The following is a 26506-nucleotide window of genomic DNA, read 5'->3' as shown; positions in this document are numbered from 1 at the left end:
TCATGGGTTCTGTCATCTGGCCATCATTACAACGCTCACTGGTAGCGATTATTCGCGGTATCCGCAATGATGAGGTTGAACCGGTTCTTGAAGCCCTGATTACGGAAGGTTTTGAGGTTATTGAAATTCCGCTCAACTCGCCGAACCCGTGGGCGTCGATTGAAAAGGCCGTGAAATTATTCGGTGATAAGGTTCTGATTGGTGCAGGAACGGTACTGACAACAGCGGATGCGCAACAGCTTGCGGATATTGGCGGGCGGATTATGGTGAGCCCGAACACGGATGCTGATGTGATTAGCCATGCCTCGTCCTGCGGGCTGATTACAATGCCCGGCTGTTACACGGCAAGTGAAGCTTTGCTGGCAATCCGCAGCGGTGCATCCGCATTGAAGTTTTTTCCCGCCGGATCGCTAGGTGCTTCCGGTATTGCGGCGATTAAAACGATTCTGCCTGAAAATGCAGTCATCGGGGCAGTCGGCGGTGTATCGGATCAGAATTTCAGCGACTATGCCCGTGTCGGTATACGAACATTCGGCATTGGTTCCAGCCTTTATCGACCGGGTGACAGTGCTGAAACTGTGCGGGCAAAAGCGCGCCTGACCATAACAGCCTATGATGAAACCTTCGGTGATGTTCATGGCTGAGATGTTTATGCCTGCTGCGCTCAATGTTCCGCTATGCAAGCTGGGTGAGGGGCCGACCTATGATCCTCATACAGATACAGCATGGTGGTTCGATATTCTGAATGCGAAACTTTGTGAATATCAGTTCGGGAGTGGCGTCAGCAGGCAGCATGAACTGCCTTTGGCGGCCAGTGCGCTGGCGCGCGTGGATGGGCATACGCAACTCGTTTTCACCGAGCGCGGCTTATATCTGCGTGATGTAACAACGGGGGATTTATCCCTGCATCTGGAGCTTGAGGCTGATAATCCGCTAACCCGTTCCAATGATGCGCGGGTGCATCCAAGCGGGGCACTTTGGCTCGGTACCATGGGCTGGCAGGCAGAGCCGGAAGCCGGTGCAATTTACTGGTATTATAAGGGTGCGTTGCGCAAGATTTTCGACAAGATCACTATTAGTAACGCCATTTGTTTCTCGCCTGACGGGGCTGTCGGCTATTTTGCAGACACTGCTTTGCGCAAAGTGATGCGCGTTTTGCTCGATCCCGCTAACGGGCTGCCGGTTGGTGAGGCATCAGTCTTTCTGACTGCGTTTCCTGCGGGCAACCCCGATGGCGCGATTGTGGATGCAGAAGGCAATTTCTGGGTGGCACTATGGGACGGTTCACAGATTGCCGGATATGCACCGGATGGCAGTTTTCTGCGCTCGATTGCTTTGCCTGTTTCACAGCCGAGTTGTCCTGCTTTTGTTGGCAAGGATGCGAACCAAATGCTGGTCACCTCTGCGTGGCTTGGCATGGATGAGGCCGCACGCCAGCAACAACCTGCAGGCGCTACCTTTGTGCTGGATTTGCCATTCAAAGGCAGGTTTGATCCTGATATTAAAATTGCCTGATCGGAAGTGTCCATGAGCATTATCATTTTGAAAACGGCACAATTCGAGGCCCATATTGCCACTGAAGGCGGTACTGTGCATGACCTCTGGTGGATTGAACTGGAAAAGAGGGTTCCGCTGTTACGTGAAGCCAAAAACATGGCCGTTGCACCCGTCGAAACCGGTGGTTTTCCGCTCATTCCGTTCGGCAACCGTATCCCGCAAAACCATTTCAGTTTTGAGGAATATGACTACCAGTTTCAACCCAATACGGATGATGATCCCCTCTATATTCACGGCGAGAGCTGGCAGGGCATCTGGCAGGTTGCGGAAATATCAGATCACCGGTTGGTATTACGTTTTACGTACAATAAAGCTGGAGCTGCTTTTATCTATGAAGCGGAGCAGGTTTTCAGCCTGGATGAGACAGGATTCAGTCTCACCATGCGCGTGACCAATAAAGGTGACAGAGCCATGCCTTTCGGGCTGGGCTGGCATCCGTATTTTCATCTGAGCGAGCAAACACAATTACAGCTCAATGCACACAAGATGTGGACGCAAGGAGCGGGCTTCTTGCCTGAGAGCCGTATTGATCTGCCGGATGATCTGAATTTCAGCACATTGAAACAATTGCCCGATCATTGGGTGAATAACGGATTTGAAGGGTGGGACGGCAAAGCCCGTATTGTCTGGCCGGAACAGAACACAGCGCTGACGATCAGCGCCGACCCGCTATTTGACCGGTTCTTTCTCTATGCGCCGCACGGTGTGCCGGAACCGCAATCCCGCTCGGATTATTTTTGTCTGGAGCCGATGTCCCATATGGCAGGGGATCACTGCCGGAGTGACTATGGCGGGTTGAAGATATTGCAACCGTCTGAAAGCCTGTCTGGAACAATTCGCTTGCAGCCTGAGTACCTTCAAACATCAGGTCTGGAGCATTCCAGTTTTAATTAGAACAGGGAAATGCTCCATTTTTGTTTTTACGCATTTCCTGACGCAAAACCGGTTCCCACTTTTACTGGAATTGCTTGATAAAAGGGTAACAAAATGAAAATCACCAAGCTCACGACCTATATTGTGCCGCCGCGCTGGCTGTTTGTAAAAGTGGAAACCGATGAGGGGATTTCCGGTTGGGGAGAGCCGATTGTTGAAGGTCGTGCATTGACGGTTGAAGCGGCGGTGCATGAACTGGCGGATTATCTGATTGGTAAAGACCCGTTCCTGATCGAAGACCACTGGAATGTCATGTATCGCGGCGGTTTTTATCGCGGTGGTGCGGTGCATATGAGCGCGATTGCCGGTATTGATCAGGCTTTGTGGGATATTAAAGGCAAGGCACTGAATGTGCCGGTGCATCAGTTGCTCGGCGGCCAGTGCCGTGATCGCATCAAAGTCTATTCATGGATCGGCGGTGATCGCCCGTCTGATGTGGCACGCAATGCGCGAGAAATGGTTGAACGCGGTTTCACGGCTTTGAAGCTCAACGGCGCGGAAGAGCTGCAGATTGTTGACAGTTATGCCAAGATTGATGCAATTGTGGAAACGATCGGTACAGTGCGCGATGCGGTGGGGCCGCATGTCGGGATTGGCGCGGATTTTCATGGACGCGTACACCGGCCAATGGCGAAAGTGCTGGCAAAAGCGTTAGACCCGTTCAGGCTGATGTTCATCGAAGAGCCGGTTTTGTCTGAAAATTATGAAGCGCTGAAAGAGATCGCCAACCATACATCCACCCCGATTGCACTCGGAGAGCGCCTATACTCTCGCTGGGATTTCAAAAATATTCTCTCCGGCGGGTATGTGGATATTATCCAACCTGATTTGTCTCATGCGGGCGGGATCACCGAATGCCGCAAGATTGCTTCAATGGCAGAGGCCTATGATATTGCACTGGCGCCGCATTGTCCGCTCGGGCCGATAGCACTGGCGGCCTGCCTGCAAATCGATGCTGTGAGCTATAATGCCTTTATTCAGGAGCAGAGCCTGAATATCCATTACAATCAGGACAATGACATTCTGGATTATATCACCAATCGTGAAGTCTTTGATTATAAAGACGGATTTGTTTCTATTCCGCAAGGGCCCGGTTTGGGTGTCGAGGTGGATGAGGCCTATGTGATTGAACGGGCAAAGACCGGACATCGCTGGCGCAATCCGGTCTGGCGTCACGAAGACGGTAGCTTCGCTGAGTGGTAAATCGGGCGTTCAAAAAGGATAGTTATTATGGTTGATCGTCTGATCGGAAAACGTATTTTTGTTACCGGCGCCGCACAAGGGATCGGGCTTGCTATTGCACAATGTTTTGCCCAAGAGGGAGCGGCTCTGTTCCTGATTGATACAGATGGCGCATTGCTGGAAAAAGAAGCACTGAGCTTACGGGAGAGTGGTGCGAAAGTTGGTTTTGCTCAGGCAGATATTTCTGATGCAGAAGCGATTGAACGTGTTTTCATGCAGGCCGATGCGGAAATCGGACAGATTAATGCACTGGTCAATAATGCCGGTATCAATGTCTTCAGCAAGCCGCTGGAGATGGATGATGAAGCATGGAACCGTTGTTTTGACGTTAACCTCAAAGGTGCGTGGAACTGTTGTAAGGCTGTGTTGCCACGATTGATAGAGCAGGGCGGCGGCGCCATTCTCAATATTGCTTCCACGCATTCCTTCACCATTATTCCGCATACTTTTCCGTATCCGCTGGCAAAACATGCATTGCTTGGTATGACCAAGTCACTGGGGCTGGAATATGCACCACAACAGGTACGGGTGAATGCAATTGCACCGGGTTATGTGCTGACGCAGAAGAACGTGGATTACTGGAATAGTTTTCCTGATCCGGTGGCTGCAGAAGCTGAAACCATGCGCCTGCACCCAGGCGGACGCATTGCGACGACGCAGGAAATTGCGATGGCAGCAGTGTTTATGATTTCGGACGAGTGCCCGTTTATGACGGCAAGCTGTCTGACTATTGACGGCGGTTTGAGTGTTTTGCAGCATGCCGTGTAAGTGAGAAAGCAACCACGCTGTGCCGGATAATTCTGCACAGCGTGGTGTTTTTGACGAGCTTGTTTTAAAAACCCTCAAGCACGATTTTGCCTTTGGCCGTTTCTGTTTCAATCCGGCGATGGGCTTCCCGTAGATTGGTTGCATTAATCGGTGAGAGAATTTCCGAAATCGTGGTACGCAAACGTCCGGCATCGATTTCATCCGCAATAAAAGATAGCAGTTTATGCTGTTCTACCATGTCCGGCGTTTTAAACATGGAACGTGTAAACATCAGCTCCCAATGCAGGCTGGCTGCTTTGGTTTTCATGCGCTCCATCGGCATTGGCAGATTTGTATCGTCGATTGTGACGATGGCGCCTTGCGGACGGATGAGCTCAACAGCATCGTTCCAGTGGCGCATATCATTGAAAATAGCGATATAATCGACATAGTCAAAACCAAGTGCGGCTATCTGTGCAATCAGTGGCTGGCGATGATTGATTACATGGTCTGCACCGAGTTCCCGTACCCATGAAATTGTTTCCGGGCGTGACGCTGTGGTAACAACCGCCAGACCGGCGCGTTTTGCGAGTTGTATACCGATCGAACCAACCCCGCCGGCTCCGCCAATGATTAAAATCGATTTGCCAGCATCACTACCATTGAGATCAATTTTCAAACGATGGAAAAAGGATTCATAGGCGGTAATGGCTGTTAACGGGAGCGCGGCAGCTTCGGCGAAAGACAGGCTTTTGGGCTTGCGCCCGACAATCCGCTCATCAACAAGATGAAATTCCTGATTAGTGCCTGAGCGGGTTATATCACCAGCATAGAAAACTTCATCTCCGGTTTTAAACAGGGTGACATCTGATCCGACAGCAGTGACAATACCGGCGGCATCGTAGCCGATAATGCGAGGGCTCTCTTCAATTTTGTCCTTTGGAGCACGGACTTTTGTGTCAATAGGGTTAACTGCAACGGCGCGCACATGAACCAATATATCATGGCCGGTTGGCACCGGTTTCCGGAGTTCGATGTCGAGAAAAGCTTCCGGATCGCTAACTGGCAAATAGCGGGTAAATCCAACGGCCTTCATAGTAATATCCTTCAAGCAATGTGTGAAATATGAGTTATCGGATTAGTGTGATGGCTGGTGCCATAACCGTCACCGAACCTGTATGGCCCTGTGATTTTCTGTTCTGCCAATGAATTTACACCTTGCGGTTTATTCTGATAATTGATTTAATTTCAAAATTATAATTCGGATTAATCGAATAATGATTTTAAATCATCTTACCCTTTTTCTCCGGATCGTAGAAAAAGGTGGTATGTCAGCCGCAGGCCGTGAACTTGGGCTTTCTCCTGCGACTGTTTCAGAACGGCTGGCTGCGTTAGAAACCTATTACGGCGCAACATTACTGACGCGAACAACGCGGGCGATCAGTTTGACAGATGAGGGGCGTCTGCTTGTTGACGGCGCGCGACGCTTGCTGGCTGAGGCTGAGGAACTACAAAGCCGGATACAACTGGGATCGGAAAAAATTTCAGGGCCGATTAAGCTCAGCGCTCCAAAAGATTTTGGCCGACACCGTATTGTACCGATCATTGATGGTTTTTTGGCAGAACATTCGCAGGTGACGGTCGATCTCAATCTCACGGATGGTTATGTTGATTTGATCGGGCAGGGATTGGATTTTGCAATCCGTCAGGGAGTGTTAGCAGATAGTACGCTGCGGTCAAAGCTGGTTGGTGAAAACAGGCGCGTTGTTTGCGCAGCGCCCGTTTATCTGGAAGCAAACGGCATTCCTCAGTCTCCTGATGATCTTGCACAACATGAATGTATCATTATGCGTTTCGGTCAGAACATAGATCGTGAATGGCCGTTTCTGGTTGACGGGCAAGCACACAAGGTAACGGTGCATGGTCGGCGTATCGTCAATGATGGCGGACTTGTGCGCCAATGGTGCAAAGAAGGGTATGGTATTGCTCTGAAATCCAGTCGTGATGTTGAAGATGATTTGAAGACTGGTGTTCTCGTCGAGATATTGAAGGAATATTCGGCGGGACATACGGCACTACAAATTGTTTATCCAAAGAGTGCTGTGCAACCCCGCCGTGTTCGTATGCTGATTGAGCGCATTGCCGGTGCTTTCAAAGCATCAGAATAATTTTGTATAAAGTCAGTTCATACCCAGCTGTTTGTAAACACGTTGAACATATTGCCCGAATTGCTCGGTGAGCTTGATATCTAAGGTGCGTGGTGAGGGAAGATCAATTTTAAAGTAATCTGCCATTCTCGCAGGCCCAGCACTGAGTACTGCACAATGCGAGCCTAAGAAAATTGCCTCCTGAATTCCGTGTGTCACAAAGACAAAGGTTTTCTTGCTTTCCTGCCATATCCGCAGCATTTCAAGGTTCATTTTCTCACGGGTAATGGCATCCAGCGCGCCAAAAGGTTCATCCATCAACACCAGTTTCGGATCATGGATCAGCGAGCGTGCAATGGCTGCACGTTGCTGCATGCCGCCGGAGAGTTCATAAGGATATTTATCCAGCGCATGACCAAGACCCACCATGTGCAGCAGGTCTTTTGCACGTTCTTTGGCGGCCTTTTTCGGCAGCCCTAAAATTTGTGCAGGCAGAATAACATTCTCTGCGATTGTGCGCCATTTCAACAGCAAAGGCTGCTGAAAAACCATACCGATATCCGTGCCTTCAAAATCATTTTTTGTGCCGTCACCAATGGTCAGAGTACCGCCACTGGCTTTGTGCAGGCCTGCCAGAATTTTAAGCACAGTGGTCTTGCCGCAGCCGGATGGGCCAACGACTGATAAGAGGTCGCCTTCATTAATTTCAAGCGTCACATCCGATACCGCGACGGATTCCTTATTGCCGGTATGATAGGTTTTGCGCACATTTTGCAGGCGAATCAGAGGTGTCGGGGCAACTGTGTTTTGCTGTGTTGATAAGCTGTTCATGCGAGCCACCTTTCGCGATTGGCCTCAACAAATTCATCATCATTCAGATCAGGATGTGCCAGATAAACGCGAGTAATTTCCTCTGCCTGCCCCTTTGAAAGACCTTCATCGGGATCAAGGCACCAGATACCTTCGAGCAGCCCCTGACGGCGCAAGACCTCATGACAACCAGCAATGCAGCCGTGAAAATTATTGGCGACATCAAAAAAGGCTGCGTTACAATCCGTCACTTTGGCATCCATCGCAAGCAGGGATTGCGAGACAGGCTGACCATCCGCAGTCTCGTCATGAATACGCTCCAGCAGTTCCGCGGCGCGTTTTGTCCATACAGACCAGTGTCCGAGTAGGCCGCCTTTAAACCTGAGTGTCACCGCTTCAGAGCCGCGCGCAACGGTAAAAGGCAGCGTGAGATCGGCGACGATGTGATCATCATTGCCGGTGTAAAGTGTGATTTTATTCTCTGCTTTAGCCTTCACAACACCACGCAGAACGTCCAGTGTACGGTAGCGATGGAATGGTGCGACTTTGATCGCGATGGCATTGTCGATTTGTGCAAATTCACACCAAAAATCTTCATCAAGAAGAATGCCGCCGACAGATGTCTGCATGTAGAAGCCGATTATCGGCATTTCCGCGGCAATCGCTTTGCAATGCTTAATCAGTTGATCGCTTGTTTGTCCTTTAAGCGCGCCCATGCTGATGAGAACCGCATGGTAGCCCAAAGATCTCGCGACTATTGCTTCATTAAGAGCCTGTTCTGTTTGACCGGCAACACCTGCAATCATAGCAAGCGGACGGTCAGTCCATGCCTTACTGTCTTCAACCGCTGCTTTAAGTACCGGTTCGTATAAACCATTGTCACGAATGGCAAATTGTGTGGTGTGTACACCTACAGCCAGTCCGCCGACACCTGAATCAACATAATAGCGGGTTAAGGCGCGCTGACGTTTGCGGTCAAAATTCCGCTCTGCATCAAGCGCCAGAGGATGCGCCGGAATAACGGCACCCTGACGAATGATATTGAGAACGTCCTCAGGCAGTTGTGTGTAATGTAATCCCATTTTCTGCACTCCTTGCGCCCCTCTGATGGCCTTACGGCTTAGCGCTTATTCTTGTGTCATCATGCGTCTGTTCGATGAGGTGCTGGTCTTATCCAAATTCCGGCCCTGCAATCGCGATTGTTCTGTATGGCGGTCTTTGAACGTGATCTTTGCCTTTATACATGCGCAGAAAAGACCGCTGTCTGGTAAACCCGAGTTCAGTCAGGCGCTGTGCTGCGTGTATGCAATCGTCGGGTACATCAATGAAAACGGAACCGGACAATTGTCCGGTCATGGCTTCAATACAATCAGTTCCTTCACGCTCACTCATGCTGACAACCGGACCGATCTGCCAGGCTATACGGCCATCACGGGCAAAGCACGCAACGGATGCACAAGTGTGTGTCAGTGTTGCCGGAGCGCGTTCAAGAAAGCTCTCTAGCAGGAAACTTCTGTCTGCGCCGAAGGCCATATTCGCCATTTTAATCGCATTAGCAGTATGGAGGTTTGAAGAGGCCTTAGCTTTTTTACCTGATCCTGTCCCCTGCCATCTGGTGATGCGCAGTGATGGCTGAAAGCCCAGACTACGATAAATCGGTTCACCAGCCGGTGTTGCATCAAGATAAGCCACGCGTTTCTGCTGCTCTGACCATTGCAGGCAATGTTTCAGCAGTGCCGTGCCAAAGCCCTGCCCGCGCCATTCTGTTTTCGTAAGAACCATGCTGATCCATGCAATATCATCGCCATAAGGCATGATTGCTGCACTGGCGGCCAGTTGTTCGGGCATAGCAAAAGTACCAAAAACAACCCCGTGGCTGAAAAACAAATCCCAATCCCGTTCAGTCTGGTTCCAGCCTGCTTCCATGGAAAGGAAGCAGGCTTGTTCCATGTCATTGTGAGACAGCTGAACGATATGACAAGCGTCAATAGGTGCCATCGCGCGCCTCGAAATGCGTCGGCTTATTATGCGACGGCATTTGAGCCATGACCCAATCTGATGTCCATTGCATCATTTGCTTAAGAGAAATCACCGGATAACCGAAGAGATGGTTGGAAAGTGCGGCATTGGACAGCCATGCTTTATCGGCTTCTTCGCCTGTGATGATCGCTTCTTTGTCCATCATGACTGCAAATTGCTTGGCCAGCCAGCGGATGGAAATCGTCTCAGGTCCTGTGACATTGATCGGTGATGTCGGAACGGTTGCCTGAAGCAAACAACGCAAAGCAATGGCATTGGCGTCACCCTGCCAGATCACATTTGCATGTCCCATAGTGACATCAATCGGCACACCATCGCGAACTTTGACAGCCACATCATGCAAAACGCCATAGCGCAGATCAATTGCATAATTCAGACGATAGATCATGCCCGGTGTCTGATGGGTCTGCGAGAAATATTCCAGCAAGCGCTCACGCCCGATGCAGGACTGCGCATATTCTCCCGGAGGGTTTAAGGGAGAGGATTCATCACTGCCCATGCTGTCAGTGGCCACAAATTCATAGACGCAGCCCGTTGAGAAGGCCACGATGCGGGACTGGTGGAAAACCTCCGCAATGAGAGCAGGCATAAGGGTATTAGTTGCCCATGTGGCGGCCTGATCACCGCTGGAGCCGAATTTACGACCGGCCATGAAGATAATGTTTTTGATTTTAGGCAATTGTGCCAAAGCGTTGCGATCCAGCATATCGCAGGCGATGGTCTCAATGCCATGCGCTTCTAACAGTACCCGTGCTGCGGGATCATTATAGCGCGCAACGGCAATAATGCGTTTATCAGGTGCCGCATTTTTGGCAAGACGTGCCAGGGAAGGCCCCATTTTACCAGAGGCACCAAGGATCATGATATCGCCTTCAAGTTTGCGCATATCATCAATCAAAACCTCTGTCGGCAAAGACAGGAATGTTTCGAGTTCTTCAGTGGTAGAAAACCGCGCAGGATGCGAGCCGTGTTTCAGAATTTGTGTATCTGTATGTATTGTAGTCTGTGTCATGATTTTCTCGCATCTTGGGGTACAACCATATGCTCAAGGAACAGCACTGCGAGATAAAGCAGCATGCCAATAAGCGTGATCAGTGTGACGGCCATAAACATTGCCGGTGTATCCAGTGAGGCCTGTACCTGTATCATCAGATAAGCGAGGCCACGGTCTGAGGCGATAAACTCACCGACCACAGCACCTGCGACTGCAAGGATGGTTGCGACCTTCATACCGGAGAAAATGAACGGCATCGCACCCGGCAACTGAATATAGATAAATTGCTGCCACTTGGTGCCGCGAAGCGAGTTCACCAGATCCAGCAGATCAGGCTCAATTTCCCGCAACCCCCGTATTGTGGTCAGCAAAATAGGGAAATAACAGAGCGAAAAGGTGATCAGAATATTGGTGCTGATACCGTAGCTAAACCAGACGATCACCAAAGGGCCGAGGGCAACTTTCGGGATCATGTTGAGGGTAATCAGTAAGGGAAAGGCCAGAGTGCTGAACATCTTGGACCATGAGAACAATAGAGCTGTTACAATGCCTAAGATAATGGCGAGAAGATAGCCGCCTAATATTTCACTGGCGGTGACCAGACTATTGTTAAACCAGTCATATTTAGCAGCAGTGATGGTCTGAATAACTTCGCTGGGAGATGGCAGGATAAATTTTGGCACTTCAAACCAACGAACGCCAAACTCCCATATCAGCAATGCCGCGATATGGACGGCAACCGCTATTGTGCGATTTTTATTCGCCTGCCGGCGTTGCAGCCGGATCAGTTCCTTTTGCTCACTGCCGGAATCAATTGCTTCGGCCATTCGATATTCCCCTTATTATTGCGATCAGTAAAACGCGCAATCAGAGGAATGTCAACCAACTAGTTGGTTGATTAATAATTTTGAGTAATTACGGCTTTAAAGCACTCAATATAAGGTCGATTACATGCTGTCGTCTGGCGTCGATACTTTCTTTGGCGGTCATGTCGCGCTTGAAAATGACAGACAGTGTTTTGTGATTGGAAAAATAGAAGAAAGAAAGTCCGGCGATTGAGAGATAAAGATTGATGGGTTCAAATCTTTCATTGAACAGTCCGGCTTTAATGCCTCTCGCCAGAGTTTCATCGATCATTTTCACCAGAGGGGAATGCATCTCGGCAATATTATCAGAAGCCTTGATGTGACATGCATCCATGCGGTTCTCATCATTGAGTAAAGCTATGAATTCAGGATGATCTGCAAGATAATCAAATGAGAAAGCAACCAGTTTGCTCATCGCCTCGATAGGTGGCAAATCTTCCAGATGGAGTTGCATCTCACTTTCGCGGATCTCACGATACACTTCCTCGAGCGTGAGTTTATACAACTCGGCTTTGCTGCCGAAATAATGATAAACAAGCTGTTTATTGCAGCCAGCCAGCTGAGCAATACGGTCAACGCGCCCGCCTTCAAAACCATATTGGGTAAATTCTGTCATGGCCGCCTGCAACAGAGCCTTTGAGGTGGCGACGGGGTCACGTTTTTGTACGGCTTCTTGTTTTTGGGGTTTAGTCAAAGCATATCCTTTTATCAACCAACCAGTTGTTTGATTATTGCGTTACGCTAACATCTATGTAAATATTTTACCAGATATGAACGCAGCGCGTCATCATAATGAATAAGGGCTCTTCATTGCTGTTAAGTATTTGAATTTTAGCGATGACTTGAAGAAATCTATAGGAACATGTTGGGAGGCATTATCTATGAAGTCGTTCGGTAAGCTTGTTGCGGGGCTGTTGACCGCATGTGTAATTGCGCCTGCCTCAGCCTCCGCTGAGAATGTCAATATTGTCTTGAACTGGGTGCCGACAGCGGATCACATGCCATATTTCTATGCCAAACAGGCAGGTTGGTATGAAAAAGAGGGGCTGACAGTCAATATTGAAAGCGGTCGTGGTTCGGGCGCTGTTGCACAAAAAGTCGGCGCGGGGTTTTCTGAATTCGGCATTGCGGATATGGCAACTGTGTTGCTGGCCAAAGGGCAGGGGGCAGACAGTGTTGCCCTGATGACGGTTTATACAAACTCTCCGCAAGGCTTTTACTGGTTGAAGAGCAAAGGCATTAAAGGGCCGGAAGATTTCCCCAAACATTCGATCGGCAATCCTCCGGCAGATGCTTCGCGCGTGATGTGGCCGATGTTTGCGGAAGCGGTTAAGATTGATCCGGCTTCTGTTAAATTCGTCAATATTTCGCCACAGGCCAAAGTCGCGTCTCTTAAGAGCGGTGCCATTGATATCACCAGCGATTTTTATAACGAACATGATATGAAATTGCGTGAGTTTGGTGAGGATCTTGGTTTTGTTGCATGGCGTGATTTAGGCATTAATCCTTATGGGAACTCTGTGATTGTCAATGCGGATTATCTGAAGAAAAATCCTGAATTGGTGCGAAAATTTACACAGGTAACACAAAAAGCATTCGAAGCCTGTGTGAAGGATAAAAATCCGTGCCTCGACGCATTGCTCAGTCAAGTCTCAGGGCTGGACAGAAGCAATCAGGAGAATCAGTGGAACCGTATTCAGGAGCTGATGCGTGATAAAACCACCACTGAAGTTGGTCTTGGTGCTTTTGATGATGCGCGGATGAAAAGAGACTACGATATGGTTGAGAAATATTTTGATCTGGAAAAGCCGTTTGATTTCAAAACGGCTTACAGCAATGATTATCTGGATTTGTCGATAAAAATGCCAAAGTAAAAATTTCGAGTTTTAAAAGGCACGGTATCGAACCCGTGCCTTTTCAATCTCTGTATTAAATGGCGTATGAGTACGCTACGGCATTATGAACTCGCTGGAGCAATGATGCTTTTCAAAGAGTGAAGCACCGACTCTCATATATTTCGAAATTTACAAATGCGCTGTTCGGCGCAAAAATGTTTATTTTCAAACAATGTTTTATATTTGCAGACTTTCTAAAAACACAAAGTCGTGAGGTCTGTCTCTCGGCTAAATGATACTGAATCTGCTATTATTGTTCGTAATTTTGAATGAACTTTACAGAAAGCGCTACGAAATTGAATATTTCGTACAAAATAGTAATTTTTACTATGCCGATTGAATGATTTCTTTAGCACAATAAATAATTAACATTGACTAAAATCAATGACTCTTGTTCATTATTACAGCATTCCGTGAAGAAATTTTATGAATAGTCAGGCGTAGTCAATGGCAAACACTGAAACCAATCCCTATAAAAAATACACTTTTGTTGTGGTTGCGGCATTAATTGCAGCCGGTGGTTACTATGCGTGGCAAAAGCTGAATAATGACAGTTTGCCCGATGGTATTGCTTCCGGTAATGGCCGGATTGAAGCCGTTGAGATCGACATTTCGACCAAAAGCCCTGGTCGCATCCGTCAAATTCTGGCTGATGAAGGTGACTTTGTGAATGCCGGTGATATTCTGGCGCAAATGGATACGGATCAGGCCGAAAGCCAGCGCCGTCAGGCTGAAGCTCAGTTGCGCCGTGCAGAAATCAGCATTGAAACAGCTCGTAGTCTAGTTGCGCAACGCGAAGCGGAGCAAAAAGCGGCCGCAGCCATCATCGCGCAGCGCGAAGCACAACTGGATGCCGCACAACGCCGGTTGGCACGTTCGCAGCAGCTGAGTGAATCCCGCACTGTCTCCCAGCAAATTCTCGATGATGACCGTGCCAATGCGCGTGGCGTTGAAGCTGCCGTAAGCGCCGCCAAGGCACAGCTGGCTGCGACTGATGCCGGTATCAGCGCCGCCAAAGCACAGGTCGTTGATGCGGAGGCTGCTGTTGACGCTGCTAAGGCTGCGATTGCAACAATTGCCGTTGAGATCAATGACGCCACATTAAAAGCCCCGAAACCCGGCCGTGTACAATATCGTGTTGCCCAGCCGGGTGAAGTGATTTCTGCCGGTGGCCGTGTGCTTAATCTGGTTGATCTGAGCGATGTTTACATGACCTTCTTCCTGCCGACTGCGCAGGCCGGTCAGGTCGCAATCGGTGCTGAGGCTCGTATTGTTCTCGATGCTGCACCGCAATTTGTTATTCCGGCCAAGATCAGCTTTGTTGCCGACGTTGCCCAGTTCACGCCGAAATCCGTTGAAACAGAAGAAGAGCGTCAGAAACTGGTGTTCCGCGTTAAGGCAAAAATTCCGCAGGAATTGCTGCAAAAACATATTCAGCAGGTAAAAACCGGTCTGCCGGGGATCGTCTATGTCAAGCTGAACTCTGAAGCGACTTGGCCACAGAACCTTGCGGAACCTGTACAATGAGCATGGATTTGGCGAGCGGTAACAGCGCGGACGATGAACCTGTCGTCCGCATTCAAAATGTCAGCCTGTCCTATGGCACCAAGCAGGCCTTACGTGATCTGACGCTCGACATTCCGGCAGGGCAAATGATCGGCCTTATCGGCCCTGATGGTGTCGGTAAATCCAGTTTACTGTCACTGATCGCCGGTGCCCGCATTATGCAGCAGGGGCGCATTGATGTGCTGGGCGGGGATATTGCCGATAAGCGCCATCGCCAGTCCGCTTTTCCACGCATTGCCTATATGCCGCAAGGCCTAGGTAAAAATCTTTATCCGACCCTGTCGGTATTTGAGAATATTGATTTCTTTGGCCGTTTATTTGGCCATAATAAACAGGAGCGGAAGCGCCGCATTGCCGATTTGCTGGCGCGCACGGGCATGTCGCCTTTTGCGGATCGTCCTGCCGGTAAACTCTCCGGCGGGATGAAACAGAAAACCAGTCTGTGCTGTTCACTCATTCACGATCCTGATCTGCTGATCCTTGACGAGCCGACAACCGGTGTTGATCCTCTGTCGCGCCGTCAGTTCTGGGAGCTGATTGACGACATCCGCAAGGATCGTCCGGGTATGAGCGTGGTCGTTGCAACGGCCTATATGGAAGAGGCCGAGCGTTTTGACTGGCTTGTTGCCATGAATGACGGGCAGATTCTTGCCAGCGGTACGCCAAAAGAGCTGATGCAACAAACCAGCACGCCAAATGTGGATGATGCCTTTATCGCCCTGCTGCCGGAAGAACTGCGCCAAGATCATCATAAAGTGGTGATCCCTCCACGCGATGAAAACATCACGGATATTGCTATTGAAGCCGAGCACGTCACTGTGCGCTTTGGCAAATTTACGGCCGTTGATAATGTTAGTTTCCGTATTCCGCGCGGCGAGATTTTTGGCTTTCTCGGCTCCAATGGGTGCGGCAAGTCCACCACCATGAAAGTGCTGACCGGTCTGCTGCCTGCAAGTGACGGGATTGCCCGTCTTTTCGGCCGTGAAGTTGACCCGAAAGATATCGATATCCGTCGCCGTGTCGGCTACATGTCACAGGCTTTCTCGCTCTATTCAGAGCTGACTGTACATCAGAATTTGGAACTCCACGCCAAATTATTCGGCATGGAAGAGGCCAGAACCAAACAGCGCATTACAGAGCTGTCGCAGCGTTTTGATCTGACCGAGATGATGGATATTTATCCCGATGATATGCCGCTCGGTATTCGCCAGCGTCTGTCTCTCGCAGTGGCTCTGATCCATCAGCCGGATATTCTTATTCTTGATGAACCGACATCCGGTGTTGATCCGGTTGCACGCGATGCGTTCTGGCAAATTCTCGCTGATCTTTCGCGCAAAGATAATGTGACGATTTTCGTCTCCACCCACTTCATGAATGAAGCAGAGCTTTGCGACCGTATCTCGCTGATGCATGCCGGTAAGGTGCTCATCAGTGATACTCCGGCTGCGATCACGGCCAGCCGGTCTGCCGCAACGCTGGAAGAAGCCTTTATCGGTTATCTTGAAGAGGCAATTGGTGAGACCGCTCCTGCGCCGCAGCCGGCACTTGTGACTAAAGATGAGGCTTCCGTTAAACCGGCTAAACAACTGCCTGCGCCATCTAAGACTTGGATGCCGGATCTGCGCCGTATGCTGGCCTATACCAGACGCGAAACACTGGAACTGAGACGCGATCCTATCCGCGCCACATTGGCAATGCTTGGCAGTGTTATTCTGATGTTTGTGATTGGTTACGGTATCAATCTGGATGTGAACAATTTGAGTTTTGCGGTGATTGACCGCGATGACACTACTATTAGCCGTGATTATGTGCGGCAATTCTCCGGTTCACGCTATTTTATCGAAAAAGATCCGATCCTTGATTATGACGATCTCGACCGGCGGATGCGTAACGGCGAGATCAGTCTGGCGATTGAGATACCGCCGAATTTTGCCCGTGATGTTGAACATGGCCGTCCTGTTGAAGTCGGTGCATGGATTGACGGTGCAATGCCGACACGCGCTGAAACTATTCAGGGTTATGTGCAGGGCACGCATCTGAACTGGTTGTCGCAAAAAGCCCGCGAGCTTTATGGTAATACCTCGGCGCTTACCAGTTTCAATATGGAAATCCGTTATCGTTATAATCCGGATGTACAAAGTCTGGTGGCGATGGTGCCGGCGGTTATTCCGCTGTTGCTTCTGGTTATTCCGGCAATGCTCTCGGTGTTGAGTGTTGTGCGTGAAAAAGAACTTGGCTCTATTATCAATTTCTACGTGACACCGGTCACGAAGTTCGAGTTTCTGATCGGCAAGCAACTGCCCTATATCGGTCTTGCCTTATTCAATTTCCTGATGCTGACAGCCTTCGCGGTGTTCATCTTTCAGGTGCGGTTTACCGGCAGTTTCCTGACTTATTCCACTGCTGCATTGTTGTATGTGATTATCACCACAGGCATGGGACTGGTGCTCTCCACTTTCATGAACAGCCAGATCGCCGCGATTTTTGGCACCGCATTGATGACACTGATCCCTGCAGTGCAATATTCCGGTATTGTTGATCCGGTCTCATCGCTGCGTGGTGCAGGTGCTTTGATCGGGCAGATTTATCCGACAACCCACTTCACCACTATCTCGCGTGGCACCTTCTCCAAGGCGCTCAGTTTTTCTGATCTGAGTATGCCCTTCCTGATGTTGCTGATTACCATTCCGGTGCTGATGGTGCTGGGTATTGTTCTTCTCAAGAAACAGGCGCGCTGAGATGAGGATTTCCAACATATTCCGTCTCGGCATCAAGGAATTACGTGGTCTTTACCGCGATCCGATGCTGATGATCCTGATTGTCTATGCGTTCACGCTGGCAATTTATACGGCTTCAAAAGCTATGCCGGAGAACCTCAATAATGCGGCCATCGCGATCGTTGATGAGGATCAGTCGCCAATCTCCGGCCGGATCACAACTGCATTTTATCCGCCTTATTTTGTGCCGCCGAAACTCATCTCCACCTATGAGATGGACAGGCGCATGGATACGGGGCTGGATACGTTCGCTCTGGATATTCCGCCGAATTTTCAACGTGATCTGCTGGCCGGACGTAGCCCGACCATTCAACTGAATATTGATGCGACACGGATGAGTCAGGCCTTTAGCGGCGGGCGCTATGTGCAGTCTATTGTGACTAATGAAGTGAGCGAGTTTCTCAATCGCTACCGCAGTACCACCAAACTGCCGGTTGAGCAAAACTTGCGCGCCCGCTTCAATCAGGATCTGAATAAAGGCTGGTTTGGTGCGGTCACCAACGTGATTGCCTCGGTGACGATGCTGTCGATTATTCTGACCGGTGCAGCGCTGATCCGTGAGCGTGAACACGGCACAATTGAGCATCTGCTGGTGATGCCGGTGACACCGATTGAGATCATGATTAGTAAAGTCTGGTCAATGGGGCTGGTCGTACTGGTGGCCACCGCACTCTCATTGCTTTTCATCGTCAAAGGGGTGTTGTCGGTGCCAATCAATGGCTCGATCATCCTGTTTCTGCTCGGTGTCGCCCTGCAACTTTTTGCAACGACAAGCCTCGGCATTTATCTGGCAACCATTGCCGGTTCCATGCCGCAGTTCGGGCTGTTGATTGTGTTGATCCTGCTGCCATTGCAAGTCCTCTCGGGTGCGATGACACCGCGTGAGAGCATGCCGGAAATCATTCAGAACATTATGCTGGCAGCACCGAATACGCACTTTGTCATTCTTGCCCAGTCTGTGCTGTTCCGAGGTGCCGGATTAAGCGTGGTCTGGCCGCAGTTTCTCGCCCTCATGGTTATTGGTTCTGTGCTGTTCTTCTTCGCACTCAAGCGCTTCCGCAACTTCCTGAGGTAATCAACATACAAACCAGACTTGCCTGATACGACCGCAAAACAGCCGATTATGTAAGGACTTGGAATGAATGATTTAATTCTCACATTCAATACAGGATCATCGACCGTCAAAATCGGCAGTTTCGAGTATGACGGCGCGTCTTTACATAAATCCGCCAAAGCAGGCATCGACTTTGCCGCGTCTCCATTGCGTTTTCATATGGAGCGCGGCCATGAGCGGCTGGATTTGGAACTGCAATCCGGCGCGTCTGCAGATATTGTCAGCGTTTTGCGTGAGGTTTTCGACAAGCTATCTTCGCATATTGATTTAAGCCGTATCAAAGCCATCGGGCATCGTGTGGTGCATGGCGGTGATGTTTTTGCAGGCGCTGCTATTATCGATGAGCAATCCATTCAAGCCATTGATGCATTGTCGGCCTATGCGCCGCTGCATCAGCCCAAAAGTCTGGCGCTGATTCAAGCAATCCGGCAGCTTTTTCCTGAAATCCCGCAAACAGCGTCTTTTGATACGGCTTTTCATCGTAGCATGTCTGATACTGTCCGCCGTTTTGCTATTCCGCGTGAAATGCATGATCAGGGCATCAAGCGGTATGGTTTTCACGGACTGTCTTACAAATCTATCGCGCATCAATTTACTGGGCTTGAGCCGGTTTTAAGCAAGGGCAAAGTTGTTGTCGCGCATCTTGGCAGCGGTGCCAGTCTTTGTGCGCTGGATAACGGCAAAAGCGTTGATACCAGCATGAGTTTTTCAACACTGGATGGTATTCCGATGGCAACGCGCTGCGGTAATATTGATGCCGGTGTTCTGCTGCATCTCTTATCGCAAAAAGATGTAAGTACAGATGCTCTGACTGACATGCTTTATCACCGTTCAGGTCTGCTTGGTATGTCCGGTATCAGCGGTGATAGTCGGGCGCTGCTGGTCAGCACAGCGCCGCAAGCCCGTGAAGCTATTGACGTGTTTACCTTGCGCATTGCCGGTGAAATCTGTCGTTTGGCCGCAACGCTTGGCGGGCTGGATGCCGTGATTTTTACTGCCGGTATTGGTGAGCATCAGCCAGCCATTCGGGCATCTATCTGCAAAAAACTGCAATGGCTGGGTGTTGAGCTGGATGAGACTGCCAATGAAGCCAATGTTTTTCGCATCTCTGCACAATCAAACCGCATCAGCGCCTTCATGCTCGCAACCGACGAAGAGCGGGTAATTGCCGCTGAAACTCTGCAAATTTTGAATACTCTCTCCCAATAGGTCAAGGAATTCCGCAATGAATACACGGTCTGCCAGTCAGCCTCTTACACCCCAGAAACTTGCTCTTACCGATCGTTATTGGCGTGCGGCCAATTATCTGTCTGTTGGTCAGATTTATCTGATGCAAAATCCCCTGCTGCGTGAACCGCTCAAAGCTGACCATGTCAAGCCGCGCCTGCTGGGCCATTGGGGTACAACGCCGGGTCTGAATTTTATCTATGTGCATCTTAACCGCATCATTAAAGAACGTGATACAGATGTGCTTTATGTCTGCGGCCCCGGTCATGGTGGTCCGGGCATGGTGGCCAATACTTACCTTGAAGGCACCTATTCGGAAATCTATCCGGAAATCAGCGAAGACACGGATGGTATGCGTAAGCTTTTCCGTCAGTTTTCGTTTCCTGGCGGTATTCCAAGCCATGTGGCTCCGGAAACACCGGGCTCGATCCATGAAGGCGGCGAATTGGGTTATGCACTCGTTCATGCTTACGGCGCAGCCTTTGACAATCCTGATCTGGTGGTTGCCTGTGTGGTAGGCGATGGTGAGGCTGAAACGGGGCCGCTCGCTGCCGCATGGCATTCCAACAAATTCCTGAACCCTGAGCGCGATGGTGCGGTGCTGCCTATCCTGCATCTCAATGGCTATAAAATTGCTAATCCGACGGTGCTTGCACGATTGTCGGATGAAGACTTGCATAGTCTTTTCAGTGGTTATGGCTATGAGCCGTTTTTCGTTGAAGGCCATGACCCCGAAAAAATGCACCAGCTGATGGCTGCGACTTTCGACACGGCGTTTGACCGCATTGCAGCGATCAAGAAGCAGGCCGATGTCAAATCGGCGGAGCGTCCGCGCTGGCCAATGATTATCCTGCGGAGCCCGAAAGGCTGGACAGGCCCAAAAATCGTTGATGGTAGAATGGTGGAGAACCATTGGCGTTCCCATCAGGTGCCGGTTGCTAATTGTCGCGGTGATGATGCACATCGTCAAATTCTTGAAGACTGGATGCGCAGCTATAATCCTGAAGATCTGTTTGATGAAACCGGCAAGTTGAAGCCGGAATTGCGTGCGCTGGCACCATCCGGCGAAAAACGTATGAGCGCTATCCCGCATTCCAATGGTGGTTTGCTGCGTAAAGAACTGAAGACACCGGATTTTCGCACTTATGCAGTGCAGGTCACTGAACCAGGTGCAGTAGAAGAACAAACAACCAAAATTCTTGGCGACTACTTACGTGATGTCATGCGCCTGAATGATACGGAAAAGAACTTCCGCGTCTTTGGCCCCGATGAAACGGCGTCCAATCGCCTTGGTAGTGTTTTTGAAGCAACCGATCGCGTCTGGATGGCTGAAACGCTAAACAGCGACGATCATCTGGCCGCTGACGGTCGGGTGATGGAAGTCCTGAGCGAGCATCTGTGTCAGGGCTGGCTGGAAGGTTATCTGCTCACCGGCCGCCATGGCTTCTTTTCCTGTTATGAAGCCTTTATCCATATTGTGGATTCTATGTTTAACCAGCATGCCAAATGGTTGCAGGTCGCGCGTGAATTACCTTGGCGCAAACCGGTTTCCTCTCTCAACTATCTGCTGACTTCCCATGTATGGCGACAGGATCACAATGGTTTCTCCCATCAGGATCCGGGCTTTGTCGATCTGGTCGCCAATAAGAGCGCCGATATTGTGCGCGTTTACTTCCCGCCGGATGCCAATACCTTGCTTTGGGTCGGTGACCACTGCCTCAAAACCTGGAACCGTGTGAATGTGATTGTTGCCGGTAAACAGCCTTCACCACAATGGCTGACCATAGATGAGGCCGAAAAACATTGTGAGGCCGGTCTTGGTAAATGGGATTGGGCAGGTACTGAAGACGGGCTGGAGCCGGATTTGATCATGGCCTGTGCCGGTGATGTACCAACCATGGAAACGCTGGCGGCAACCGCCATGCTGCGGGAGGCTCTGCCGCACTTGCGCATCCGTGTTGTCAATATTGTGGATCTGATGGCGCTGCAATCACCACAGCACCATCCGCATGGAATTGCTGATACGGAATTTGATGCGCTGTTCACGACAAACCGTCCAGTGATTTTTGCCTATCACGGCTATCCGTATCTCATTCACCGGCTGGTTTATAAGCGTCAGAATCATCCTAATTTCCATGTACGTGGCTTTATTGAAAAAGGCACAACAACAACGCCTTTTGATATGGCGGTGATGAACGAGCTTGATCGCTATCATCTGGCGATAGAAGCGCTTAATCGCTTGCCGCTTTCAGCCGAGATTGCAGAACCGATTATCGCGCAATTACAGCAGAAGCTTCAGCAGCATCATGATTATGTGCGTGAATATGGTGAGGATATGCCGGAAATTCGTGACTGGAAGTGGCCTTATACGCGCGCTTAATGTGCCCGATCAGGTTCGCGGAGCGGTTTTTTGCTGCTCCGCCGAAGTTTCCCGTAAAAAGACAATATCCATTTTAATTATAGAAACGGATTGGCAAAATGGCTATCCATCATGCTCAAAAACGCTTGATTATCCCTTTGCCGGGTAATGAAGAGCTTGCAACGGCGATTGCCACAGCCGGCAATTATCGCCTCGGCGCGTTGGAAACCCGTAAGTTTCCGGATGGCGAAAGCTATATCCGTTTTCTCGATGATGTCGAAGATTACGATGTGGATTTTATTTGCACACTTGCGCATCCCGATGGCAATTTTTTGCCATTGATTTTTGCCGCCGATGCAGCACGCGAATTCAAAGCCCGCTCTGTCAATCTGATTACGCCCTATCTGGCTTATATGCGTCAGGACAAACGCTTCAATCCGGGTGAAGCGATCACCTCGCATACATTCGCGCGCCTTGTGTCATCATCCTTTGATAGCCTGCTGACCATTGACCCGCATCTGCATCGCTATCATGCATTGTCGGAAATCTATACCATCCCTGCCACCAATTTAGCATCAGCGCCTGTATTGGCTGCATGGATCAGCAAAAACATTCCGGCACCATTACTCATCGGTCCTGATGAGGAAAGTGAGCAATGGGTCAGCCAGATTGGTGAGCTGTCCGGCGCACCATTTACTGTGCTTCGCAAAACTCGTTACGGCGACCGCAATGTGGAAATTCATATGGGCGACCTCTCGCAATGGCAGGGCAGAACACCGGTACTTGTTGATGATATTGCCTCTTCAGGCCGCACAATGGTGGAAGCTGCAAAACAACTCGCAGACCAAGGTTTACCAAAACCTGTCTGTGTCGTGGTGCACGGCCTCTTTGCTGAGGATGCCTACGAACGGTTGAGCGCCATTGCTGCCAAAGTCGTTTCGACCGACTGCGTACCGCATATCAGCAACGCCATCTCTGTTGCAGAGCTGATTGTGGAAGAACTCAACGCATCTGCCCGCCACAGCGGCAATCCAAAAGAAAAGAACGCCTGATGCTGACATTAACATCTTTAGGGGCAGCCGGAACGGTTACAGGCTCTAAGCATCTCCTGACGCATGGCAATCGTAATGTGCTGATTGATTGCGGTTTGTTTCAGGGGCTGAAAAATTTGCGCGAATTAAACTGGGGCAGCCTTAGTATTCCTGCGCGTGAGATTGATGCTATTATTCTCACCCATGCACATCTTGATCATAGTGGTTATCTGCCACGCCTTGTCAAAGACGGTTTTCGCGGCAAAATCTATGCAACACCGGCAACAAGAGATGTTGCTGAGCTGATCCTGAAAGACAGCGGGCATTTGCAGGAAAAAGATGCCGAGTTCCTCAATCGCCATAAGCTCTCTAAACACTCACCTGCATTGCCGCTATATGGCGTGCGGGATGCGGAACATGCGCTGGAACATTTCTCTACGGTCGATTTTCATCAGTCAATTACCATTCTGGACGGCCTGCGCTTCCGCTTCCGCAGAGCCGGGCATATCCTGGGTGCTGCCAATGTGCAAATCGACTGGGGCGGCAAACGCATTGTCTTTTCCGGTGATATCGGTCGTTACAATCATCCGCTCATGCCCGATCCGGCTTCTATTGAAGAGGCGGACTATGTTGTTGTTGAATCAACCTATGGTAACCGGCTGCATGACCAAGGCGATCCGGTTGAGGCACTGGGTGCCATCACTGAAAAAACTGTGCAGCGCGGCGGCACGTTGGTTATCCCGTCTTTTGCAGTCGGTCGTGCGCAGGAACTGCTTTATTACTTCTGGAAGCTGAAACAAGCCGGACGCCTCAGTTCTGTGCCGATCTTTCTCGACAGCCCGATGGCCATTGATGCAACGACATTGATGAGCAAGCATATGCAAGATCATAAGCTAAGTGAAAATGATGCGCGGGAAGCTTATAAAATTGCGCGCTATACGGAAGATGTCGAGGATTCAAAGGCAATCAATAATAACCCCTATCCTAAAGTTGTCATTTCTGCCTCAGGCATGGCAACAGGCGGGCGTATTTTGCATCACCTGAAAAATTATGGCCCTGACATTAGAAACACCATTCTGCTGGCTGGCTTTCAGGCAGCAGGCACACGCGGGCGTGCTTTACGGGATGGTGCCAAAGAGTTGAAAATTCATGGGATGTGGGTGCCGATCAATGCAGAAGTGGCGCATATTGATACGCTGTCTGCCCATGCGGATGCCAATGAGCTGATCCGTTGGTTATCCGGCTTTAAAAATCCACCGCGCAAAACTTTTATTGTTCATGGTGAACCCGAGGCATCTGAGGGGCTGCGTATGCGCATTGGCCGTGAATTAGGTTGGGACAGCGTTGTGCCGCGTCAGGATCAGGAATTTATACTATGAATACAGTGATAACCGATCACCCGCCGCTCAAAGCCAGACGATTGGGATTATACACCCAGCATCAGGCCATTGTGATTATGCGCACCGATTGTCCGGCTTGTCATTCGGCGGGGATTACATCCCGCTCGCATGTGCAAGTGAGTGCAGGTGATCGTTCTATCTATGCTGAACTCCTGCAAATCGACAGCGACCTGTTGGCGCTCGACACAATCGGCTTATCCCAAACGGCGTGGGAGTTGCTCGGCGTTACAGAGGGCGATCCTGTTGAGATCAGTCATCCGCCTGCTTTGACATCGCTGTCTTATATACGCAGTCGCATTTACGGGAACCGTTTTGATGATAAAGGGCTGTCAGCGATTATCGAAGATGTAGTGGCGCGGCGTTATACGGATGTGCATCTGGCTGCCTTTCTAACCGCCAGTGCCACCCCGCCTCTTGATACACAAGAAACCATCTACCTGACTAAGGCCATGATCGGGGCTGGCGAACGGCTAAATTGGGACAAGGAAATTGTTCTCGATAAACATTGTGTCGGCGGCTTGCCAGGCAATCGTACAACCCCGCTTGTTGTTGCGATTGTCACTGCGCATGGGCTGACCATGCCCAAGACATCATCCCGCGCAATCACCTCACCGGCAGGAACAGCCGATACGATGGAAACGATTACGCCGGTTAATCTGGAGTTGGGCAAGCTCAAACAGGTTGTTAAAGAGCAGGGTGGTTGCATGGCATGGGGCGGTGCAGTGCAGCTTAGCCCTGCTGATGATGTTTTCATCCGTGTCGAGCGTGATTTGGATATTGATACAGAAGGTCAGCTTGTGGCCTCTGTTCTTTCAAAGAAAGTCGCAGCAGGTTCCACGCATGTGGTGATTGATATTCCGGTGGGGCCAACGGCCAAAGTCAGAAGTCTTGAAGCGGCGGACCAATTGGCCAGCTTGCTCACATCTGTCGGTAAAGAATTTGGTCTGACCGTTGCTTGTATCTACACCGATGGCAGTCAGCCGGTTGGTAACGGCATCGGCCCCGCGTTAGAGGCTCTCGATGTGCTGGCAGTCTTACGTAATGAAGAGGGCGCGCCGCAGGATTTACGTGAACGTGCAGCAGTCCTTGCCGGTGCAGCTTTAGAGATCGGCGGTGTAGCGGAAAAAGGTCAGGGCACGGCTCTGGCTTTAGCAACGCTCGCTGATGGTCGCGCATGGGAAAAGTTCCGAGCCATATGCATTGCGCAAGGCGGTTTACAAATCCCTGAAGTCGCACCACACTTTTATACTATGACAGCTCAGCATGATGGTCTGGTGAACAGCATAGATAATCGTGTCCTTGCCCGCGTGGCCAAACTTGCCGGTGCGCCACTTTCCACGGGTGCTGGTATTCGGATGGAAGTGCGGCTTGGGGATTATGTCCACAAAGGACAACCTTTATTCAGGATTTATGCTTCTGCACCGGGGGAGCTCGCTTATGCGGTGCAGTTTGCTAAAGAAGCCGAAATGCTGATTGAAATCCAACCCTTTATATAAGTGTATTGAAAGCTCTGAGAAGAGTGCTTTCTCTGGTGGCTCATTTAGTGGCGGTTGCCGATATCATAATGCAATATACGAATCCGGTTTTACCGAAACCAAGAAGTGGCTAATAATTCCTTAAGATTTAAAGTTTTCCCTGTGGAAAGAAATTTTGAGAATTATGCATTTTTCTTAGTTTGTCGTGTTGACAGTTTTGGTTAGTGGGGTCTATATGAGGCCAACAACGAGGGCGGCGGCGCTGCTAGCGGCAGAGAGCTTCGCCCCTGAGATTGGTTGATTGAGAGATTGGCTAATCGGTAAGG

General features: G+C 50.1%; 22 protein-coding genes. 15 read left to right on the top strand and 7 right to left on the bottom strand.

The genetic code is table 11. The features are described 5' to 3' along the window. The first annotated feature begins 2 nt into the window (after nucleotides 1-2). The 5 genes from QUF18_RS06190 to QUF18_RS06170 all read left to right on the top strand — a co-directional run bounded on the left by QUF18_RS06190 (nucleotide 3) and on the right by QUF18_RS06170 (nucleotide 4500). Nucleotides 3-644 (top strand): 2-dehydro-3-deoxy-6-phosphogalactonate aldolase, encoded by a 642-nt coding sequence (locus QUF18_RS06190; RefSeq protein WP_289386199.1) that lies wholly within the window; start codon nucleotides 3-5, stop codon nucleotides 642-644. Continuing rightward, nucleotides 637-1515, top strand: a complete 879-nt coding sequence (locus QUF18_RS06185; RefSeq protein WP_289386198.1) for an SMP-30/gluconolactonase/LRE family protein — start codon at nucleotides 637-639, stop codon at nucleotides 1513-1515. Before QUF18_RS06190 ends, QUF18_RS06185 begins: the two co-directional genes overlap by 8 nt. A 12-nt stretch (nucleotides 1516-1527) precedes the next feature. Beyond that, nucleotides 1528-2451, top strand: coding sequence for an aldose 1-epimerase (locus tag QUF18_RS06180; RefSeq protein ID WP_289386197.1), 924 nt, complete (start codon nucleotides 1528-1530; stop codon nucleotides 2449-2451). Between the two features lie 93 nt (nucleotides 2452-2544). Beyond that, nucleotides 2545-3693, top strand: coding sequence for a galactonate dehydratase (dgoD, locus tag QUF18_RS06175; RefSeq protein ID WP_289386196.1), 1149 nt, complete (start codon nucleotides 2545-2547; stop codon nucleotides 3691-3693). A 27-nt stretch (nucleotides 3694-3720) separates the two neighbouring features. Further along, on the top strand, nucleotides 3721-4500 hold the full coding sequence (locus QUF18_RS06170; RefSeq protein ID WP_289386194.1) for an SDR family oxidoreductase: 780 nt from the start codon (nucleotides 3721-3723) through the stop codon (nucleotides 4498-4500). Between the two features lie 64 nt (nucleotides 4501-4564). Here QUF18_RS06170 and QUF18_RS06165 read toward each other — a convergent pair whose 3' ends face one another. After that, nucleotides 4565-5575: a zinc-binding alcohol dehydrogenase family protein gene (locus QUF18_RS06165; protein ID WP_289386193.1), complete on the bottom strand. Its 1011-nt coding sequence runs from the start codon at nucleotides 5573-5575 to the stop codon at nucleotides 4565-4567. 181 nt (nucleotides 5576-5756) lie between these two features. Between QUF18_RS06165 and QUF18_RS06160 the strand changes: the two genes are divergently transcribed. Beyond that, nucleotides 5757-6647: a LysR family transcriptional regulator gene (locus QUF18_RS06160; protein WP_289386192.1), complete on the top strand. Its 891-nt coding sequence runs from the start codon at nucleotides 5757-5759 to the stop codon at nucleotides 6645-6647. Nucleotides 6648-6659: 12 nt separating this feature from the next. Here the strand turns inward: QUF18_RS06160 and QUF18_RS06155 are convergent, their stop codons facing one another. The 6 genes from QUF18_RS06155 to QUF18_RS06130 all read right to left on the bottom strand — a co-directional run bounded on the left by QUF18_RS06155 (nucleotide 6660) and on the right by QUF18_RS06130 (nucleotide 12030). Then, complete coding sequence (locus QUF18_RS06155) at nucleotides 6660-7457, bottom strand: ABC transporter ATP-binding protein (protein WP_289386191.1); 798 nt, start codon at nucleotides 7455-7457, stop codon at nucleotides 6660-6662. Further along, nucleotides 7454-8518, bottom strand: coding sequence for a dihydrodipicolinate synthase family protein (locus QUF18_RS06150; protein ID WP_289386190.1), 1065 nt, complete (start codon nucleotides 8516-8518; stop codon nucleotides 7454-7456). Before QUF18_RS06150 ends, QUF18_RS06155 begins: the two co-directional genes overlap by 4 nt. Before the next feature lie 88 nt (nucleotides 8519-8606). Beyond that, nucleotides 8607-9434, bottom strand: a complete 828-nt coding sequence (locus tag QUF18_RS06145; protein ID WP_289386189.1) for a GNAT family N-acetyltransferase — start codon at nucleotides 9432-9434, stop codon at nucleotides 8607-8609. After that, nucleotides 9421-10488 carry an NAD-dependent epimerase/dehydratase family protein gene (locus QUF18_RS06140; protein ID WP_289386188.1) on the bottom strand — a complete coding sequence of 356 codons (1068 nt, stop codon included), beginning with the start codon at nucleotides 10486-10488 and terminating at the stop codon, nucleotides 9421-9423. The genes QUF18_RS06145 and QUF18_RS06140 overlap by 14 nt, the downstream gene beginning before the upstream one ends. Further along, on the bottom strand, nucleotides 10485-11297 hold the full coding sequence (locus QUF18_RS06135; RefSeq protein ID WP_289386187.1) for an ABC transporter permease: 813 nt from the start codon (nucleotides 11295-11297) through the stop codon (nucleotides 10485-10487). Before QUF18_RS06135 ends, QUF18_RS06140 begins: the two co-directional genes overlap by 4 nt. An 88-nt stretch (nucleotides 11298-11385) precedes the next feature. Beyond that, the gene (locus tag QUF18_RS06130; RefSeq protein ID WP_289386186.1) at nucleotides 11386-12030 is read right to left on the bottom strand and encodes a TetR/AcrR family transcriptional regulator; all 645 of its coding nucleotides are present in this window, start codon (nucleotides 12028-12030) and stop codon (nucleotides 11386-11388) included. A 187-nt stretch (nucleotides 12031-12217) separates the two neighbouring features. Between QUF18_RS06130 and QUF18_RS06125 the strand changes: the two genes are divergently transcribed. From QUF18_RS06125 to QUF18_RS06085, 9 genes are all read left to right on the top strand, one after another. Then, nucleotides 12218-13210, top strand: a complete 993-nt coding sequence (locus tag QUF18_RS06125; RefSeq protein ID WP_289386185.1) for an ABC transporter substrate-binding protein — start codon at nucleotides 12218-12220, stop codon at nucleotides 13208-13210. A gap of 468 nt (nucleotides 13211-13678) precedes the next feature. Further along, a complete protein-coding gene (locus QUF18_RS06120; protein ID WP_289386184.1) occupies nucleotides 13679-14758 on the top strand; it encodes an HlyD family secretion protein in 1080 nt (359 codons plus the stop codon). Between the two features lie 2 nt (nucleotides 14759-14760). Then, nucleotides 14761-17535, top strand: a complete 2775-nt coding sequence (gene rbbA / locus QUF18_RS06115; protein WP_289386483.1) for a ribosome-associated ATPase/putative transporter RbbA — start codon at nucleotides 14761-14763, stop codon at nucleotides 17533-17535. 1 nt (nucleotide 17536) lies between these two features. After that, nucleotides 17537-18649, top strand: a complete 1113-nt coding sequence (locus tag QUF18_RS06110) for an ABC transporter permease (protein ID WP_289386182.1) — start codon at nucleotides 17537-17539, stop codon at nucleotides 18647-18649. Between the two features lie 63 nt (nucleotides 18650-18712). Next, complete coding sequence (locus QUF18_RS06105; RefSeq protein WP_289386181.1) at nucleotides 18713-19897, top strand: acetate/propionate family kinase; 1185 nt, start codon at nucleotides 18713-18715, stop codon at nucleotides 19895-19897. 16 nt (nucleotides 19898-19913) lie between these two features. Continuing rightward, nucleotides 19914-22295 carry a phosphoketolase family protein gene (locus QUF18_RS06100; RefSeq protein WP_289386180.1) on the top strand — a complete coding sequence of 794 codons (2382 nt, stop codon included), beginning with the start codon at nucleotides 19914-19916 and terminating at the stop codon, nucleotides 22293-22295. Nucleotides 22296-22393: 98 nt separating this feature from the next. Further along, nucleotides 22394-23326 (top strand): ribose-phosphate pyrophosphokinase, encoded by a 933-nt coding sequence (locus QUF18_RS06095; RefSeq protein ID WP_289386179.1) that lies wholly within the window; start codon nucleotides 22394-22396, stop codon nucleotides 23324-23326. Then, nucleotides 23326-24684 (top strand): MBL fold metallo-hydrolase RNA specificity domain-containing protein, encoded by a 1359-nt coding sequence (locus QUF18_RS06090; RefSeq protein WP_289386177.1) that lies wholly within the window; start codon nucleotides 23326-23328, stop codon nucleotides 24682-24684. The genes QUF18_RS06095 and QUF18_RS06090 overlap by 1 nt, the downstream gene beginning before the upstream one ends. Continuing rightward, nucleotides 24681-26201, top strand: coding sequence for a thymidine phosphorylase family protein (locus QUF18_RS06085; RefSeq protein ID WP_289386176.1), 1521 nt, complete (start codon nucleotides 24681-24683; stop codon nucleotides 26199-26201). Before QUF18_RS06090 ends, QUF18_RS06085 begins: the two co-directional genes overlap by 4 nt. The last annotated feature ends 305 nt before the right edge of the window (nucleotides 26202-26506 follow it).

Source organism: Pseudochrobactrum kiredjianiae, from assembly GCF_030362795.1.
GTDB classification, from domain to species: domain Bacteria; phylum Pseudomonadota; class Alphaproteobacteria; order Rhizobiales; family Rhizobiaceae; genus Pseudochrobactrum; species Pseudochrobactrum kiredjianiae.
Note: the sequence above shows the minus strand (reverse complement) of the source record. Positions and strands in the feature narration are given on the sequence as shown.

What these genes read in the sequence shown, in the direction of transcription:
- QUF18_RS06190 (WP_289386199.1), top strand. Translation starts at nt 3, where the DNA reads ATGGGTTCTGTCATCTGGCCATCATTACAACGCTCACTGGTAGCGATT.
- QUF18_RS06185 (WP_289386198.1), top strand. Translation starts at nt 637, where the DNA reads ATGGCTGAGATGTTTATGCCTGCTGCGCTCAATGTTCCGCTATGCAAG.
- QUF18_RS06180 (WP_289386197.1), top strand. Translation starts at nt 1,528, where the DNA reads ATGAGCATTATCATTTTGAAAACGGCACAATTCGAGGCCCATATTGCC.
- dgoD (WP_289386196.1), top strand. Translation starts at nt 2,545, where the DNA reads ATGAAAATCACCAAGCTCACGACCTATATTGTGCCGCCGCGCTGGCTG.
- QUF18_RS06170 (WP_289386194.1), top strand. Translation starts at nt 3,721, where the DNA reads ATGGTTGATCGTCTGATCGGAAAACGTATTTTTGTTACCGGCGCCGCA.
- QUF18_RS06165 (WP_289386193.1), bottom strand. Translation starts at nt 5,575, where the DNA reads ATGAAGGCCGTTGGATTTACCCGCTATTTGCCAGTTAGCGATCCGGAA.
- QUF18_RS06160 (WP_289386192.1), top strand. Translation starts at nt 5,757, where the DNA reads ATGATTTTAAATCATCTTACCCTTTTTCTCCGGATCGTAGAAAAAGGT.
- QUF18_RS06155 (WP_289386191.1), bottom strand. Translation starts at nt 7,457, where the DNA reads ATGAACAGCTTATCAACACAGCAAAACACAGTTGCCCCGACACCTCTG.
- QUF18_RS06150 (WP_289386190.1), bottom strand. Translation starts at nt 8,518, where the DNA reads ATGGGATTACATTACACACAACTGCCTGAGGACGTTCTCAATATCATT.
- QUF18_RS06145 (WP_289386189.1), bottom strand. Translation starts at nt 9,434, where the DNA reads ATGGCACCTATTGACGCTTGTCATATCGTTCAGCTGTCTCACAATGAC.
- QUF18_RS06140 (WP_289386188.1), bottom strand. Translation starts at nt 10,488, where the DNA reads ATGACACAGACTACAATACATACAGATACACAAATTCTGAAACACGGC.
- QUF18_RS06135 (WP_289386187.1), bottom strand. Translation starts at nt 11,297, where the DNA reads ATGGCCGAAGCAATTGATTCCGGCAGTGAGCAAAAGGAACTGATCCGG.
- QUF18_RS06125 (WP_289386185.1), top strand. Translation starts at nt 12,218, where the DNA reads ATGAAGTCGTTCGGTAAGCTTGTTGCGGGGCTGTTGACCGCATGTGTA.
- QUF18_RS06120 (WP_289386184.1), top strand. Translation starts at nt 13,679, where the DNA reads ATGGCAAACACTGAAACCAATCCCTATAAAAAATACACTTTTGTTGTG.
- rbbA (WP_289386483.1), top strand. Translation starts at nt 14,761, where the DNA reads ATGGATTTGGCGAGCGGTAACAGCGCGGACGATGAACCTGTCGTCCGC.
- QUF18_RS06110 (WP_289386182.1), top strand. Translation starts at nt 17,537, where the DNA reads ATGAGGATTTCCAACATATTCCGTCTCGGCATCAAGGAATTACGTGGT.
- QUF18_RS06105 (WP_289386181.1), top strand. Translation starts at nt 18,713, where the DNA reads ATGAATGATTTAATTCTCACATTCAATACAGGATCATCGACCGTCAAA.
- QUF18_RS06100 (WP_289386180.1), top strand. Translation starts at nt 19,914, where the DNA reads ATGAATACACGGTCTGCCAGTCAGCCTCTTACACCCCAGAAACTTGCT.
- QUF18_RS06095 (WP_289386179.1), top strand. Translation starts at nt 22,394, where the DNA reads ATGGCTATCCATCATGCTCAAAAACGCTTGATTATCCCTTTGCCGGGT.
- QUF18_RS06090 (WP_289386177.1), top strand. Translation starts at nt 23,326, where the DNA reads ATGCTGACATTAACATCTTTAGGGGCAGCCGGAACGGTTACAGGCTCT.
- QUF18_RS06085 (WP_289386176.1), top strand. Translation starts at nt 24,681, where the DNA reads ATGAATACAGTGATAACCGATCACCCGCCGCTCAAAGCCAGACGATTG.